Raw genomic sequence first — 14,806 nt, forward strand, 5'->3', positions numbered from 1 at the left:
CTATTGTATACTTTTTGAAAAAATTTGCCAAAGACTCTCTGACGCATCTCCATTGTCTCTCTCGGGATGCCACTGAACTCCTACAAAGAACGGATGTTCCTTGAGATAGATGCCTTCTATAAAACCATCCTCGGCTTTGCAAAACACTTCAAGTCCTTCGCCGAGCTTTTTTATTGCCTGATGATGCGAGCTGTTCACAAGGTATTCGCCTTTTTTTATTGGAAAATCAAGTAACATAGACACTCTGTGAGTTCCATCTTTATGATTAAGAGGACTTTGAATATCTTGAATAAGCGAACCGCCAAAGTAAATATTAATAAGCTGCATGCCGTAACATATGCCAAGTAAAGGTTTTCGGGTAGGCAAAAAGGCTTTTATCAATTCAAATTCAGCCTCTACTCTCTCTCGAGGAACAATACTTCTACATGCCGTATTCTTCTCTCCATAAAAAGATGGGTGTATATCGCCACCGCCCGAAATTATTAGAGCTGAGAGTTTATCTACTATGAAATCTCTAAAAACTAACATTTCAGGCGTGATAATAACGGGCATAAATCCAAAGCTTACAATCTTTTTGATGTAATCTTTATTTAAAAAATATCTCTTTTCATCTATACTACAAGCAATACCAATCGTTTTCATAACAATACCTCTCCGTTTCTATTTCCATTAAAAACTCCTTCTTCCACAGATATTTTTCCATTCACCAGGACATACTTGATTCCTTTGGATATATTAAAAGGCTCCTGAAAAGTCGCTCTGTCCTCAAGTTCTGAAGGGTCGAACAGAACAATATCAGCAAAATAGCCCTCTTTAATAACTCCTCTTTTGTTTATCTTAAAAGTTCTCGCAGGAAGTAGAGTTATCTTCTTTATCGCTTCTTCAAGGCTAATGAGATTTTTCTCTAAAACATACCTCCTTAAAAATCGAGGGAAGCTACCAAAACCTCTGGGATGTGGTTTTCCATGAGCAGTGATACCTCTACTGCATCTTGCAGAACTGTCTGTGCCAATCATAACATAGGGCTTAGATAGAATTCTTTCCAAATTTTCCTCGCTCATGCCAAAGTATATAGCTCCTACCTGAAGACTGGAACGAATTAGAAGGTCAGATATGAAATCAGAGGCATTTTCAATATCTGTAATTTCTCCAATCCTCTTTCCCTCGAACATTTTATCTCCTTCAAATAAAACATCCGATATGAGCAGTCTTTCCAGAAAACCCCTGCCTCTTGTCTGTAGATACTTCTTAATCTTTCTGCGCGTGTCTCTAAGTTTAAGCCTTCCTATTATCTCCTCTCTGTTTCCCTCTAAAATCCAAGAAGGCAGAAATGCATCTAAGTCCGTTGCCGAGGCTGTATAAGGATATCTATCAGCAGTCACTCTCATTCCCTCTTCTTTAGCTGACTCTATCATAGTAAGCACCGCATCAATCTTCCACCAGTTTTCACTTCCAGATGTTTTTAGATGTGATATGTGGATAGGCACACCAGCTCTTTTTCCTATCTCTATTGCTTCCTCTATGGCAGAAAGAAGCTTCTCACCTTCACTTCTTATATGAGTAGCATAAATCCCACCAAAAGTGCGAACAACTTTGTTAAGCTCTACAAGCTCATCCTTATCAGCAAAAATTCCTGGTGGGTATATCAAGCCTGTTGATAATCCTCTTATTTTATGTGAAAATTGTTTCTTTAGGAGCTTTTTCATCTGGGACAATTGCCTTTTGTCCGCTTTAAGATTTTTATAACCTACAACAGCGCCTCTTATATTTCCATGTCCACATAGAAATGTAAGATTTATGGAGGCTTTATTTTCCTTAAGTAGCTGAATGTAATCTTGAAGTGTTGTCCATCCTTTAAGACCAAAAGACGAAAGTTCAAGAACCCGCCTTTCAAAAACCTCTCCAATAAGAGGGAAAGCTGAAATTCCACAGTTTCCGTTTATTTCCGTAGTTATGCCCTGTGTAATCTTACCTTCTGCCCGAGCATCCGCAAGAATGGTAAAGTCCGAATGAGAATGAGTATCGATAAAACCAGGAGTTAGAACAAGATTATCTGCTTTAATAATCCTACTGGCTGAAAAACTCTCTTTGCCAATATAGACTATTTTGCTGTCTTTAACTCCAACATTAGCTTTTAGGGGACTCTTACCTGTGCCGTCAAAAATAAGGGCGTTTTTTATTAATATATCCATTTAAAGTTTGCTGGATTTTTCTTTTTTAACTTTGCTTTTTCCGAGGTCTGTTCTTTTTAAAAACTTATTGGTATACTTCACATTTTTAATATTTTCTGCCTTTGAAAAGTAGTTATCTATACCCTCTACAATAGAAGCTGCAATTTTTGCTCTGTATGAGTCATTTGTAAGAAGTTTTTCTTCTTCGGGATTGCTTATGTAGGAGATTTCTAACAAACAGGAGGGCATCTGAGCTCCTACAAGAACATAAAATAATGCCTGTTTTACGCCATTGTCATTTCTTGAAAAAGAGCTCTTAAGGTTTCTTGTAAGAGAGTTGTGAATATAACCCGCAAGTTTTACCGAGTCGTCTCTTTTAGCCTCCCTTTCCAGAGAAGCCAGCATGAAACCAAGCTCTCCCTTCATCTGCCTCATCTTTGCTACAGAAATAGAGTTTTCCCTTGCAGCAACCCTTATTGCCTCTTCATCGTCCGTCCAGTTAAGAAGATATGTTTCTATGCCTTTTGCAAACGAATTAGAAGCAGCATTAGTATGAATTGATATGAAAAGGTCTGCCTTTACTCTGTTGGCTAACTCTGTGCGTTCATTTAAAGGTATATACACATCCTTATCTCGTGTTAAAATTATCTCGTATTTTGAACTCTCTCGCATTAAATCTCTAACTTTAAGAGCCACGTCCAGAACTACGTCCTTCTCCATGAGACCATTATGACCGATAGCACCTGGGTCTTTTCCGCCATGTCCCGGATCAATTACAATCTTCCTCTTAAACGTGGGGGATTTAGAACTTCTTACAATCTCTTTTTCAGGAGACGTGTTACTGCCCTTTGTATCCTTATATATGTCAATTACTAATCGGAAAGGGTCTTCAAGTTGAATTAATTTAAACTCATATTCAGAACTGAGTAGGTCAAAGACAACCCTTACTGTGTTTGAATCGAACTGACCCACTCTTATTCTGTTTACTATCGATTTGGATGTTAAAAATTCTCTTTTAACCTCTCTGCTTAGAATGGTGTTCTTGAAATCAAAAAACAATCTCTCTGGATTTTTAAGCTGTCCCTTTGAAAATTCTAATTGTCCACTACTTTCAATTACTACTCTAAGCCCATGAGCTGTTTCATAATATCTTATATCTGTTATCTGATATTTTTCCTCCGCAAAAACCGCTCCTAACGAACAACATAAGAGAAAAAATATTAAAAATTTAAACATTACCTTAAACGGCTACTACTTCTTTAACTTCCGGAATCTCACTTTTTAAAGTTTTCTCAACCCAGTTTTTAAGAGTTAGAGTTGCCATAGGACAGGTTCCACAGGCTCCTTTTAGTTTCACATAAATTACATTGTCCTTAATATCAACAAGGTCAATATTACCACCGTCAGCCATAAGTCCTACCCTTATTTTTCCTAAAACCTGCTCAACTCTTGCTCTGTCAATCATATTACCTCCTTCTTTTTAATTAGCATTGCGATAGCCCAGCTAACTTTAATAAATTATACATCATTCTTTAACCAATTTTCTCTGATATTGTCATTTAGATATCAAAAATAATCTCTGCTATCCATCGAGATTCTTGTTTTCTGACAACGAGATTGTGATAAGTAGCTGCTTTTATAAGAAGTTTTCTATCATGCTTATCAGCATTGAATTGTTCACCTGAAACCTTTGCAATCAGTGAATTTCCAATAATTTTTACGTTTACATTTCTACCAATGAAACCTTGAGTATCGAAAATATAAATAAGTTCATTTAAAAAACATACCAAAAGATTTTCAATGTTATCTTCACTTATTGAAATATCAATCTCTTTCTTACTCTCAATTTTATCTAAGTCTGTAATTAGACTATATAGTCCCAACGCAGCATTACTAAAACATTCTTCAAGGCTATCTCCCTCTGCTCTTATACCTATGTCTCCAGATACATCAATTATTGCGTAACTCATTGAAGCTTTTTTAATGCATCTTCAATAAATTCTCTTATCTGAGGGTCTTTCTCCTGATTAAGAGCTTCAATTAAAGCTGCCTTTGCCGAGTAATCTGCTATTATTTCGAGAGCATAGACTGCATCACCTCGAATATTTTTATCCGGAGATTTAAGAAGCTCAATTAGTGAAGGAACTATCGTCTTCAATAAGTCTTCATTTTTCTGTTTTAGCTCCTCAATAATTGCAAAAGCTCCAACTTTAAGTCTTAACCTCTCATCAGAAAGCATTTTTGGTATTAGAAGAAGTTGCTGAGGCTCATGTTCAAAAAAAGTGATAATGCTTTCAAGATAACCGTTGTTAAGATAGTCAAACAACAGCTGCTCAAAGGCTTCACCTTCCCAATTACTAAAACCTTTACCATTGTTACTCATATTTTCACCTTATTTAAAATTATTTCTCTTATTTTTGTTGCAATTTCGTAAGAATATTTAGCTTCCTCAAGGGTGGGTTCATAAAATGTATCTGGATATCGAACTTCTACAGAAAATTCTGTTAATCTCTCTAAATCTTCTTCAAACTCTTTCAATTCTGGGATGAGATCTACAATTTCTGAGAGTAGTCTAACAAGATCATGGGTTTTACTTATGTCTCTCTGAAAATATACAAGTGCTCCCTTGAAAAATTTCTCTACTGCCTGCTGAGCATGAAAACAGACTGTATCAGTTGGAAAGTCCTCACTTTTTAAATTGTTTTCGATGTTTTTAATATCGTTTTCTGCTTTCTTAAACCATCTAAGAACTATTTCTTCCTTTAGATTTTTCATATATTATCTTCCCATTTTTAAAGGCTGTGTATAAAATTGTACCTCTTATATCCCTAAGTTCTCTTTCCTCCTTCGGCGTGAAGACAAAAACATCAAGGGAGAAATTTCTTCCAGGAAAAAGCCTTCTAACGATTAAATTTCTTCTATGTTGGGATTCTGCTGTATCCCAGATTATTACTAAATCAATATCGCTCTCTTTTTTTGCCTCACCTGTGGCTTGAGAGCCAAATAAAATAATCTTATCTGGAGAGATTGAGCTTACTATTTTGTCCTTAATTTCTTCAATAAGTTCTTCGGTTATCATCATTTCACCCATGCCAGTCTGCCTTAATACTGCTTCTTCCTCGAATGTATTTTTCTGCACTAAGAGCTGCTATTGCTCCTTGGGCACAGGCAATAATAACCTGTCTAATAAAGGGACTTGCCACATCTCCTGCAGCATATACTCCTTTAATACTTGTCTCCATGAAATTATCTACCACAATAAATCCCCTCTCATCAACTTTCAATGCCTCACCGAGAAAATCAGTGATAGGCTGAGACCCCTGAATGAATACAAATACACCGCTTAAGTTTAATGTTTCCTCAACTCCATCTTTACTTATTTTAAGTCCTGTAACAAAATCAGTTCCTACTATCTCCTTTATTGTGTAACCTGTGAGAATTTTAACCTTAATGTTTGTAAAAACAGGATGAGAATCCTCAACCTTTAATTTTGACGATGAAGTTACAAGATAGCATAGCTCAACAAACTCTGTAAGATAAACAGCCTCCTTGGCTGCTTCTTCGCTATCTCCAAGGACTGCCACGGTTTTCCCTCTAAAAAAGGGAGCATCACAGACAGCACAGTAGCTTACACCTCTTCCGAGAAATTCTCCCTCTCCCTTTATGGTAGGTTTTCTTCCCATAGAACCAGTGGCAATGATAACTGTTTTCCCCTTGTAACTTCCACTCATGGTAATAACTTCCTTTATCTCTGATACAAGGTCAACTCCAACTACCTGCTCTTCTCTATATTCAGCACCAAATGAAATAGCCTGTGTGCGAATTCTATCAAGGAGTTCCTTTCCTGTTAAAGGTCTCTCCATTCCAGGATAATTCTCAATCAAAGAGGCATAGGCAAGGGCTCCTGCAGTTTTTGATTTATCAAGTATGAGTGTCTTAAGGTTTGCCCTTGCTGCATAAATTCCTGCTGTAAGTCCTGCAGGTCCTCCACCAATTATTATTACATCGTAGACTTCACTCATAAAGCCTCCCTATAGAAGTTTTAAAAGTGTCTTTCCATCTTTTTATCCAAAATCTCATTCCTCTCTTTATTTCAGGATACTTGAAGGCAATTGTTTCAGTCTCTTCAGGATAGAGTCTAAAAATTCTCTCTATCTCCTCAAACTTTCCATATCTTAAAACCCTAAGAATCAAAACCTCAAGAGGTGCCTCAATCTTGTAGTCCCACAGATACTTGGAAAACTCCTCAGGAATTATAACTTTTTCAAAGAAGTCCCAACGGATTCTATTCAAAGTACTTGAGCACATTGTAATAGGTATCTCTCTGGGCAGGCTTAAACCCTGCTGACTTAATTGCACTGATTATCTCATCCATTGTAACTCTGTAGCTTACACCTGCTGCTCTTACAACATTTTCTTCAAGCATTGTTGAACCAAAGTCATTAGCACCAAAACGAAGCCCTACCTGGGCAATCTTTATTCCCTGTGTCACCCATGAAACCTGAATATTAGGGAAGTTGTTAAGATATATTCTACTTAGGGCAAGCACTTTGAGATACTTTACAGCACCTGCAGGCTCAATCTCTGGATTTTCTCTCTTTAGCTCTGTATTCCAAGGCTGAAAACTCCAAGGGATAAAGGCAGTAAATCCAGCAGTCTCATCCTGAAGGCTTCTTAATTTATCAAGATGCTCAATTATGTCCTCATCTGAGTCAATACTTCCAAACATCATCGTTGCTGAGGTCTTCATTCCAAGCAAGTGTGCTTCCCGCATTACACTCAACCACTCATCTGATTTAATCTTATTCGGTGACTGACGAATTCTAACTCTGTCTGAAAGTATTTCTGCGCCTCCTCCGGGAATTGTATCAAGTCCAGCCTCTTTGAGCCTAATCAAGATTTCTCTTACAGATAGCCCCTCTTTTCTACTAAGAAAGGTAATCTCTGGAGGAGAGAATCCGTGAACATGAATCTTGAAATTCTTCTTGATGAACCTTAGCATCTCCACATAAAAATCAAGTCCAAGCTCGGGGTGGACTCCACCTTGAAGAAGTATCTGAGTGCCTCCCTTGGCAATGGTCTCCTCAATTTTTTGGGAAAGCTCATCATAGGTAATCACATAGGCTTCGGGGTCTTCCTTCGGTCTCCAAAAAGCACAGAATTTACAACGATTTATGCAAACGTTCGTGTAGTTTATGTTTCTATCTACCACAAAGGTAACAACCTCTTCGGGATGAAGTCTCCTTCTTATCTGGTCTGCTTCTTTTCCAAGTTCATGGAGATGGATTTCTTGTATCATTTTGAGAGCATATTCTTTTTCTAAACGAAGTGTGTTAGCCATATATCCTAAGGGAATTATAAAAACTATCCCTCTCTACAGGAATCTTACCTGTCTCCCTTACGAGATGGACTATTTCACTAATTCCCATTCCTCTCTTTGAACGGGCACCTGCAGAGTGGGCAATTCTCTCTTCAATAACAGTTCCTTCAAGGCAATCTGCACCAAATAGAAGGGCAAGCTGTGCAAGTTTCTCTCCAAGCATTATCCAATAAGCCTTAATGTGAGGAATATTGTCAAGGACAAGCCTTGAAATGGCAATTGTTTTTAGATCATCTATCCCTGATGGATAGGGAACTTTAATGTCTGTATTTTCAGGCTGATAGCTTAAAGGGATGAAGGCAAGGAAACCTCCTGTTTGGTCTTGCAATTCTCTCAATCTAAACAGATGGTCAACTCTATCCTCATAGGACTCCACATGTCCATAAAGCATCGTAGCATTTGTTTTAATTCCAAGAGTGTGAGCGGTTTTAGCTATCTTAAGCCATCGCTCTCCAGAGATTTTTTCAGGGCATATCTGATTCCTCACTGATGATTCAAAAATCTCTGCCCCTCCACCTGGCATTATGTCAAGTCCTGCCTCTTTTAATCTAAGCATTACCTCTTCCTCGGACAGTCCCGACTTTCTTGAAAAATAATCTATCTCTACAGCAGTAAAGGCTTTAATTCCAATCTCTGGAAACTCACTTTTTATTGAACTCAGTATCTCAAGATAGTAGTCAAAATTCCAATCAGGATGAAGTCCAGAGACAATATGAACCTCGCTAAGTCTTCCAAGTTCTTGCTTAGCTTTTCTAACGTCTTCAAGAATATCATCAATTGTCATCTCATAGGCATCCCTATCTCCCTTTGAACGAGAAAAGGCACAGAAGCGACAACGATTAACACAGATGTTTGTAGGATTTATGTGCCGATTTAGAATGAAGTATACCCTATCTCCGTTAACTCTTCTTGAAACTTTATCGGCGAGCTCACCTATTTCATGGATTCGGTCAGACTGAAAAAGATATAAAGCATCATCTCTTGAAAGCCTCTCTCCAGCCTCAATTTTTCCTTTAATTTCGGCAAACATAAGCTTATTATAGCACTGCTCATTGATTTATTTTAAGTTTTCATTTAAAATTTTTATATTTACCTTAAAAGGAGTGTTATGTTCAAAAAAGTTTTAATTGCCAACAGAGGAGAAATTGCCCTAAGGGTTATCCGTGCCTGCAAAGAACTCGGGATAAGAACAGTTGCCATCTACTGTGAACCCGATGCAACGGCAAGATATGTAAAGAAAGCTGATGAAGCCTATTTAGTAACTCCAGGACCCTTAAGAGGATATCTTAACATCTATGGAATTGTAGAGCTTGCAAAGAATGTTGGCTGTGACGCAATCCATCCTGGTTATGGCTTTCTCTCTGAAAATCCTCAATTTGCAGAAGCCTGCATAGGAGCAGGGATTACATTCATCGGACCCAATCCTCAGGCAATAAGAAAAATGGGGCTTAAAGATGAAGCTCGTAAAATTGCCAAAGAACTGGGCATTCCTCTTTTGCCTGGAACACCTCCGATTAAAGACATTGAAGAGGCGGTAAGCGCAGCAAAGGAAATTGGCTATCCTGTCATGGTTAAAGCCACTGCAGGTGGTGGAGGAAGAGGTCTGAGAATCTGTTATGACGAAGAATCCCTTAGAAGACAGATACCTATTGCCATGTCTGAAGCCAAAAAAGCCTTTGGAGATGAAAGAATTTTCATAGAGAAATATCTTGAAAGACCACATCACATTGAGATACAGGTAATGGCAGACAAGTACGGAAAAATAATCCATCTTGGTGAAAGAGACTGTTCAATACAGCGAAGGCATCAAAAGCTGATTGAAATAGCTCCGTCTTTGCTGCTTACTGAAAAAGTAAGAGCTCAGATGGGAGAGGCAGCAAAAAAAATTGCCCATGCAGTTGGATATGACAATGTTGGCACAGTAGAATTTCTTGTTGATGAAAATCTCAATTACTATTTCCTTGAGATGAATACAAGAATACAGGTAGAGCACACAATTACCGAGGAAATTACAGGAATAGACCTTGTACAAAACATGATTAAAATTGCTTATGGTGAACCCCTTGACATAAAGCAGTATGAGGTAACCCTAAGCGGATATGCAATCCAGTGTAGAATCAATGCAGAAGACCCGCTTAATGACTTTTTACCATCAACAGGAGTTGTAACAGCCTACTACTCTCCCGGTGGATTTGGTATAAGAATAGACGGGCATGTGGCAGAGGGATATCATGTTCCACCCTACTATGACTCTCTTCTTGCCAAGCTTGTTGCACGAGGTCGCACCTGGGAGGAAGTAGTTCGCAGAATGCATCGTGCCTTAAGTGAATATATAATCAGAGGAGTAAAGACCACAATACCTCTTTATATAAAAATTATGGAAGATGAAGATTTCAGAAAAGGCAATTTTAGTACAAAATACATTGAAGAAAAACTTCCAAGCCTTCTTTATACTGAAGAGAAAGATCCCTTTGATTTAGCCGTGATTCTTTCTGCTGCAATTGTAGCACATAGTAAAGTGTAAATAATATTTGAGAGGTGTAACATGTCAAAATCACCCGTGAAAATAATGGATACGACTTTTAGAGATGCCCATCAAAGCCTCCATGCAACGAGAATGAGACTTGAAGACATTGTTCCTATTTGTGAAAAGATGGATCAGGTCGGGTTTCATTCTCTTGAAGTATGGGGAGGTGCAACCTTTGACAGTTGTTTGAGATTTCTACGAGAAGACCCTTGGGAAAGGCTAAGAACAATCAGAAGCCTCGCTAAAAATACAAAGCTTCAGATGCTCCTTAGAGGACAGAACCTTGTAGGATATAGACACTACGCTGATGATGTAGTTGAGAAGTTTGTTGAGAAAACCATAGAGAACGGAATAGATATTCTAAGAATTTTTGATGCTCTTAATGACTTAAGAAATTTGGAGAAATCTATTGAAGCTACTTTAAAATATGGAGGCACTGTTGAAGCAGCTTTTTGCTACACAGTCGGCCCCATATACACAATTGACTACTTTGTTGAACTCGCAAAGAAACTGCGTGACATGGGAGCTCACATAATCTGCATAAAAGATATGGCTGGATTACTTGACCCTTATACTGCATACAATTTAATAAAGAAACTGAAAGAAGAAATTGATTTGCCCATCCATCTTCACACTCATGACACAGCAGGAATGGCAGTGGCCACCACTATAAAAGCAATTGAAGCAGGCGTTGATATTGTTGATACAGCAATGTCTACGATGGCAGGTGGAACTTCTCAGCCACCACTTGAAACAATATGTCACATTCTTAAGGGAACAGAGAGAGACCCTAAATTTAATATGGAGCTTCTTGATGAGATTGCCGATTACTTCTATGAAGTAAGAAAGAAATACAAAGCCCTTGAAAGTGAATACACAGGACCAGACCCGAAAGTAATTGTCTATCAAGTTCCAGGAGGAATGCTAAGTAATCTTGTAAATCAACTGAGAGAGCAAAATGCTTTGCACAGAATACGAGAGGTTATGGAAGAAATTCCACAGGTAAGGGAAGACTTTGGTTATCCTCCTCTTGTAACTCCTTCAAGTCAGATAGTAGGGACTCAGGCAACTCTGAATGTTCTAACAGGTGAAAGATACAAAATGGTTACAACAGAAACAAAAAATTACTTTAAGGGGCTATATGGAAGACCTCCTGTGCCAGTGAATGAAGAAGTAAGAAAAAAAATACTTGGTGATGAGGAGTTTATTACAGTAAGGCCAGCAGATTTATTACAACCAGAATTTGAAAAAGCTAAGGCAGAACTTAAAGATAAAGCTCGTTCCGATGAAGATGTTCTTAGTTATTGTCTTTTCCCTAAGATTTATCTTGAATTCCTTGAAGCAAAAGAAAAGGGCATCAAAGAAGAAATTCCAACTCCTAAAAAAGAAGAAACAAAACCCACTACATCATCCCTTGCACCTACTGAATTCGTGATAAATCTCTATGGCGAGTCCTACCATGTAAAAGTTGGTGGAAAGGGACATAAGGTGGATGGTAAGAGACCATATTTCCTCTATGTTAACAATCAGCTCGTTGAGGTAATAGTAGAACCTCTTCAGGAGATTGTTCCAAGCGAAGAAGGCAAAGTAGAGATAAAACCAAAAGAGTCTGTAAGACCAAGACCCGCTGAGCCAGGAGATATTACCTCACCAATGCCCGGTACAGTAGTAAAAATTAATGTAAATAAAGGAGATAAAGTAAAAGCCGGTGATACGGTTGTAATAGTAGAGGCCATGAAAATGGAAAACGAAATTCACTCACCAATAGATGGAACCGTCGAGGAAATCTACATAAAACAAGGAGACATGGTAAATCCGGATGAAGTAATGATAAGGATAAGATAATGGACTTTACAGGCATTTTTAGACAGATAATCATCTCAGCTCCAGCAATTCTTATTGCCATAGTTTTTCATGAACTCGCACACGGATGGGTTGCTTATAAGCTCGGTGATAGCACAGCCAAGCTTTCGGGTAGATTAACGCTCAATCCTCTATCTCATATCGACCCCTTTGGCACCATAATAATGCCTTTAATGTTAATAATACTCACAAGTGGGCAATGGGTTTTCGGATATGCAAAGCCTGTTCCCGTTAATCCTTATAATTTTAAAAATCCTCGTGCCGGAATGGCTCTATGTGCTGCTGGTGGACCTGCTGCTAATCTTCTGGTTGCAATAGTAAGCACAGTTTTACTCAAGTGGATATTTCTACCATTTATGGGTGTTATTCCTGATTTTATATTCAATCCAACTGTTCTCATACTTAAATCAACGATTCTCATAAACATTGTTCTTGCGGCTTTTAATCTAATACCCATTCCTCCGCTCGATGGTGGTAGAATTCTAATGGGGATACTGCCCCTCAGATATTCTGAATTTATGGAGAGAATTGAACCTTACGGTTCTCTGATTGTTATATTGCTAATTGTTACAGGACTTACAAAAATTTTCGTGTTGCCCTTAGTCAAATTTTTCTATTCCATACTCTCACTTTTTTAGGAGGCACAGATGGACAGAGTGTTAAGCGGAATGCAACCAAGCGGACCGCTTCATTTAGGAAATCTAATAGGAGCGTTGTCAAACTGGGTTAGAATTCAGGATAAATACGAGTGCTATTTCTTTGTTGCTGACTGGCATGCATTAACAACGGGCTACGGAAATCCCTCCCAAATAAGGGACTATACCCTTGATTTACTAATGAATTTCGTCTCTGCTGGACTTGACCCTGAGAAATCAACCATATTTATTCAGTCTCAAGTGCCTGAGCATGCTGAACTTCACATTTTCCTTAGCATGATTACACCTCTTGGTTGGCTTGAGAGAGTTCCAACCTACAAGGAGAAGAAGGAACAAATAAAAGATAAAGACCTTGACACCTATGGATTTTTAGGCTATCCTGTGCTTCAGACTGCAGACATCATCATCTACAGAGCAAAATACGTTCCCGTGGGTATTGACCAGGTTCCACATCTTGAGATTTCCCGTGAGATTGCAAGAAGGTTTAACTATCTTTACGGAAAAGATTTCTTCCCAGAACCAGAAGCCTTGCTTACAGAATTCCCTAAGGTTCCAGGCACAGATGGAAGAAAGATGTCTAAAAGCTACGGCAATGCAATATATCTCAGTGATGACGAAAAGACCGTTACAGAAAAATTAAGGACAATGGTGACAGACCCAGCAAGAAAAAGAAAAACAGACAAGGGAAATCCTCAAGTATGTCCTGTGTTTGATTTGCAAAAAATATTCTCTACAGAAGATGAAAGACAGGAAATCACAAAGGGCTGCACAACTGCAACTATTGGCTGTCTGGACTGTAAAGCAATACTTATAAAGCACGTAATTAATCTTATGAAGCCCATATGGGAAAAGAGACAACACCTCATTGACAATCCTTCTGTTTTACTTGACATAGCCCTTGAAGGCTCTAAAAAAGCTAAAAAAGTTGCTGGAGAAACTCTAATAAAAATGAAGGAGTTGATTGGATGGATTTCTTAAGATATTCCCGTCAGATAATGATTGATGGATGGGGCGAGGAGGGACAGAAAAAGCTAAAAAATTCCACAGTCTTCATAGCAGGTGCTGGTGGACTTGGAAGCCCTGTCTCAGTGTATCTTGCAGTTGCCGGAATTGGAAAAATAATAATATGTGACTTTGACAGTGTAGAGATAACGAACCTCAACAGACAGATACTACACTGCCATACAAGAATTGGAATAAACAAAGCTTTATCTGCAAAGATAACCCTTACTGCCATAAATCCTGATGTTGAAGTGGTTCCTATTACAGATAAAATAGAAGCTGATAATGTGTATGAACTTATAGGGGATGCTGACATTATCCTTGATTGTATGGATAACCTTGAGACAAGATATCTTCTCAATGAAGTTGCCATAAAGAAAGGAATACCCCTTGTTTTCGGAGCAATATATGGCATTCAAGGCATGGTAAGTTTTATCCATTCACCAGAAACACCTTGCTTGAAATGTCTTTTTCCAGAGCCTCCTCCAAAGGAGACTTTTCCAGTAGTTGGCGCAACTCCTGGAGTTATTGGTGCACTTCAGGCTCTTGAGGCACTTAAACATCTTGTTGGTATCGGTAAGCTTTTAAAAAACAAACTACTTGTATGGGATGGACTTAGTTCTGAGTTTAAAACTTTCAAAGCCCAGAAAGACTCTTCCTGCCCTGTTTGCGGAAAAATATGAATAGGAAATTTTTTTAATTCAGGAATAAAGGAGCGAATAAATGGAATATATAAATGATTTTATGTATTTCGTGATAAAACCGATTGATGAAAAAAGACATCTATATTGTTCAGGTGTGAATGTAACAAAATTCTCCCCAATTACAAAGGGACGGCATAGACTTGGACAAAATCCTGCGGTAAAGGGCCTTCAAACTCTAAATAACGACATAAGAGCAATGATTATAGAGAACAGAGCAACGCCTGAGACTATAAAAAATCTATTATGTCAGCACATTAAGCCATTGATGGATGATTTATGGTATACAGAATCCTTTCTCATACACAACTACTCACGTCAGTTAGGAGAAAAGATAAAAAATTTTGCCCCTGCAGAGCTTTTAAGAAAAATGTTTAAGGCAATGATGATAAATGAAACAGTGCCTGAAAATCTATCAGCTCAGAATCTTCAGAACTACCTTCATAGTTTAACCAAGCGACTTTAAATTTTTACTCATATAACTCTAAAACAACTATTATTGTCCT

At 38.1% G+C, this 14,806-nt stretch carries 18 protein-coding genes; 6 read left to right on the plus strand and 12 right to left on the minus strand.

Annotated elements, in window-relative coordinates; genetic code table 11:
* The 12 genes from ACZ430_RS05945 to mqnE form a co-directional block, all read right to left on the minus strand.
* Positions 1-642, minus strand: a complete 642-nt coding sequence (locus ACZ430_RS05945) for a gamma-glutamyl-gamma-aminobutyrate hydrolase family protein (RefSeq protein WP_297212322.1) — start codon at positions 640-642, stop codon at positions 1-3.
* A complete protein-coding gene (locus ACZ430_RS05950; protein ID WP_297212325.1) occupies positions 639-2,192 on the minus strand; it encodes an N-acyl-D-amino-acid deacylase family protein in 1,554 nt (517 codons plus the stop codon). The genes ACZ430_RS05945 and ACZ430_RS05950 overlap by 4 nt, the downstream gene beginning before the upstream one ends.
* On the minus strand, positions 2,193-3,407 hold the full coding sequence (locus tag ACZ430_RS05955) for an N-acetylmuramoyl-L-alanine amidase (protein ID WP_297212328.1): 1,215 nt from the start codon (positions 3,405-3,407) through the stop codon (positions 2,193-2,195). It abuts the gene before it with no gap.
* Between the two features lie 4 nt (positions 3,408-3,411).
* Positions 3,412-3,636 carry a NifU family protein gene (locus ACZ430_RS05960; RefSeq protein WP_297212331.1) on the minus strand — a complete coding sequence of 75 codons (225 nt, stop codon included), beginning with the start codon at positions 3,634-3,636 and terminating at the stop codon, positions 3,412-3,414.
* A gap of 94 nt (positions 3,637-3,730) precedes the next feature.
* Positions 3,731-4,141, minus strand: a complete 411-nt coding sequence (locus ACZ430_RS05965; RefSeq protein WP_297212334.1) for an archease — start codon at positions 4,139-4,141, stop codon at positions 3,731-3,733.
* A complete protein-coding gene (locus ACZ430_RS05970; protein WP_297212336.1) occupies positions 4,138-4,554 on the minus strand; it encodes a HEAT repeat domain-containing protein in 417 nt (138 codons plus the stop codon). The genes ACZ430_RS05965 and ACZ430_RS05970 overlap by 4 nt, the downstream gene beginning before the upstream one ends.
* Positions 4,551-4,946: a HEPN domain-containing protein gene (locus ACZ430_RS05975; protein ID WP_297212338.1), complete on the minus strand. Its 396-nt coding sequence runs from the start codon at positions 4,944-4,946 to the stop codon at positions 4,551-4,553. The genes ACZ430_RS05970 and ACZ430_RS05975 overlap by 4 nt, the downstream gene beginning before the upstream one ends.
* On the minus strand, positions 4,915-5,310 hold the full coding sequence (locus tag ACZ430_RS05980; protein ID WP_297212341.1) for a nucleotidyltransferase domain-containing protein: 396 nt from the start codon (positions 5,308-5,310) through the stop codon (positions 4,915-4,917). The genes ACZ430_RS05975 and ACZ430_RS05980 overlap by 32 nt, the downstream gene beginning before the upstream one ends.
* Positions 5,255-6,193, minus strand: coding sequence for an NAD(P)/FAD-dependent oxidoreductase (locus ACZ430_RS05985; RefSeq protein ID WP_297212344.1), 939 nt, complete (start codon positions 6,191-6,193; stop codon positions 5,255-5,257). The genes ACZ430_RS05980 and ACZ430_RS05985 overlap by 56 nt, the downstream gene beginning before the upstream one ends.
* Positions 6,186-6,464, minus strand: coding sequence for a hypothetical protein (locus tag ACZ430_RS05990; RefSeq protein ID WP_297212347.1), 279 nt, complete (start codon positions 6,462-6,464; stop codon positions 6,186-6,188). Before ACZ430_RS05990 ends, ACZ430_RS05985 begins: the two co-directional genes overlap by 8 nt.
* Positions 6,457-7,512, minus strand: coding sequence for a cyclic dehypoxanthinyl futalosine synthase (gene mqnC / locus ACZ430_RS05995; protein WP_297212350.1), 1,056 nt, complete (start codon positions 7,510-7,512; stop codon positions 6,457-6,459). Before mqnC ends, ACZ430_RS05990 begins: the two co-directional genes overlap by 8 nt.
* Positions 7,505-8,581 carry an aminofutalosine synthase MqnE gene (mqnE, locus tag ACZ430_RS06000; protein ID WP_297212353.1) on the minus strand — a complete coding sequence of 359 codons (1,077 nt, stop codon included), beginning with the start codon at positions 8,579-8,581 and terminating at the stop codon, positions 7,505-7,507. The genes mqnC and mqnE overlap by 8 nt, the downstream gene beginning before the upstream one ends.
* 78 nt (positions 8,582-8,659) lie before the next feature.
* Between mqnE and accC the strand changes: the two genes are divergently transcribed.
* Genes accC through ACZ430_RS06030 form a run of 6 tightly spaced genes read left to right on the plus strand, consistent with a single transcriptional unit; the run spans position 8,660 to position 14,766 of the window.
* Complete coding sequence (gene accC, locus ACZ430_RS06005; RefSeq protein WP_297212356.1) at positions 8,660-10,075, plus strand: acetyl-CoA carboxylase biotin carboxylase subunit; 1,416 nt, start codon at positions 8,660-8,662, stop codon at positions 10,073-10,075.
* Positions 10,076-10,096: 21 nt separating this feature from the next.
* Positions 10,097-11,923 carry a sodium-extruding oxaloacetate decarboxylase subunit alpha gene (gene oadA, locus ACZ430_RS06010; protein WP_464910435.1) on the plus strand — a complete coding sequence of 609 codons (1,827 nt, stop codon included), beginning with the start codon at positions 10,097-10,099 and terminating at the stop codon, positions 11,921-11,923.
* Positions 11,923-12,579, plus strand: coding sequence for a site-2 protease family protein (locus ACZ430_RS06015; RefSeq protein WP_297212362.1), 657 nt, complete (start codon positions 11,923-11,925; stop codon positions 12,577-12,579). The genes oadA and ACZ430_RS06015 overlap by 1 nt, the downstream gene beginning before the upstream one ends.
* A 9-nt stretch (positions 12,580-12,588) precedes the next feature.
* Complete coding sequence (gene trpS, locus ACZ430_RS06020; RefSeq protein WP_297212365.1) at positions 12,589-13,575, plus strand: tryptophan--tRNA ligase; 987 nt, start codon at positions 12,589-12,591, stop codon at positions 13,573-13,575.
* Complete coding sequence (locus ACZ430_RS06025; RefSeq protein ID WP_297212368.1) at positions 13,563-14,282, plus strand: HesA/MoeB/ThiF family protein; 720 nt, start codon at positions 13,563-13,565, stop codon at positions 14,280-14,282. The genes trpS and ACZ430_RS06025 overlap by 13 nt, the downstream gene beginning before the upstream one ends.
* 40 nt (positions 14,283-14,322) lie before the next feature.
* Positions 14,323-14,766 carry a hypothetical protein gene (locus ACZ430_RS06030; protein WP_297212371.1) on the plus strand — a complete coding sequence of 148 codons (444 nt, stop codon included), beginning with the start codon at positions 14,323-14,325 and terminating at the stop codon, positions 14,764-14,766.
* The last annotated feature ends 40 nt before the right edge of the window (positions 14,767-14,806 follow it).

Source organism: Thermodesulfovibrio sp. TK500a (assembly GCF_055381765.1).

What these genes read in the sequence shown, in the direction of transcription:
- ACZ430_RS05945 (WP_297212322.1), bottom strand. Translation starts at nt 642, where the DNA reads ATGAAAACGATTGGTATTGCTTGTAGTATAGATGAAAAGAGATATTTT.
- ACZ430_RS06025 (WP_297212368.1), top strand. Translation starts at nt 13,563, where the DNA reads ATGGATTTCTTAAGATATTCCCGTCAGATAATGATTGATGGATGGGGC.
- accC (WP_297212356.1), top strand. Translation starts at nt 8,660, where the DNA reads ATGTTCAAAAAAGTTTTAATTGCCAACAGAGGAGAAATTGCCCTAAGG.
- ACZ430_RS05950 (WP_297212325.1), bottom strand. Translation starts at nt 2,192, where the DNA reads ATGGATATATTAATAAAAAACGCCCTTATTTTTGACGGCACAGGTAAG.
- mqnE (WP_297212353.1), bottom strand. Translation starts at nt 8,581, where the DNA reads ATGTTTGCCGAAATTAAAGGAAAAATTGAGGCTGGAGAGAGGCTTTCA.
- mqnC (WP_297212350.1), bottom strand. Translation starts at nt 7,512, where the DNA reads ATGGCTAACACACTTCGTTTAGAAAAAGAATATGCTCTCAAAATGATA.
- ACZ430_RS05955 (WP_297212328.1), bottom strand. Translation starts at nt 3,407, where the DNA reads ATGTTTAAATTTTTAATATTTTTTCTCTTATGTTGTTCGTTAGGAGCG.
- ACZ430_RS05965 (WP_297212334.1), bottom strand. Translation starts at nt 4,141, where the DNA reads ATGAGTTACGCAATAATTGATGTATCTGGAGACATAGGTATAAGAGCA.
- ACZ430_RS05960 (WP_297212331.1), bottom strand. Translation starts at nt 3,636, where the DNA reads ATGATTGACAGAGCAAGAGTTGAGCAGGTTTTAGGAAAAATAAGGGTA.
- ACZ430_RS06030 (WP_297212371.1), top strand. Translation starts at nt 14,323, where the DNA reads ATGGAATATATAAATGATTTTATGTATTTCGTGATAAAACCGATTGAT.
- ACZ430_RS05970 (WP_297212336.1), bottom strand. Translation starts at nt 4,554, where the DNA reads ATGAGTAACAATGGTAAAGGTTTTAGTAATTGGGAAGGTGAAGCCTTT.
- ACZ430_RS05985 (WP_297212344.1), bottom strand. Translation starts at nt 6,193, where the DNA reads ATGAGTGAAGTCTACGATGTAATAATAATTGGTGGAGGACCTGCAGGA.
- oadA (WP_464910435.1), top strand. Translation starts at nt 10,097, where the DNA reads ATGTCAAAATCACCCGTGAAAATAATGGATACGACTTTTAGAGATGCC.
- trpS (WP_297212365.1), top strand. Translation starts at nt 12,589, where the DNA reads ATGGACAGAGTGTTAAGCGGAATGCAACCAAGCGGACCGCTTCATTTA.
- ACZ430_RS06015 (WP_297212362.1), top strand. Translation starts at nt 11,923, where the DNA reads ATGGACTTTACAGGCATTTTTAGACAGATAATCATCTCAGCTCCAGCA.
- ACZ430_RS05975 (WP_297212338.1), bottom strand. Translation starts at nt 4,946, where the DNA reads ATGAAAAATCTAAAGGAAGAAATAGTTCTTAGATGGTTTAAGAAAGCA.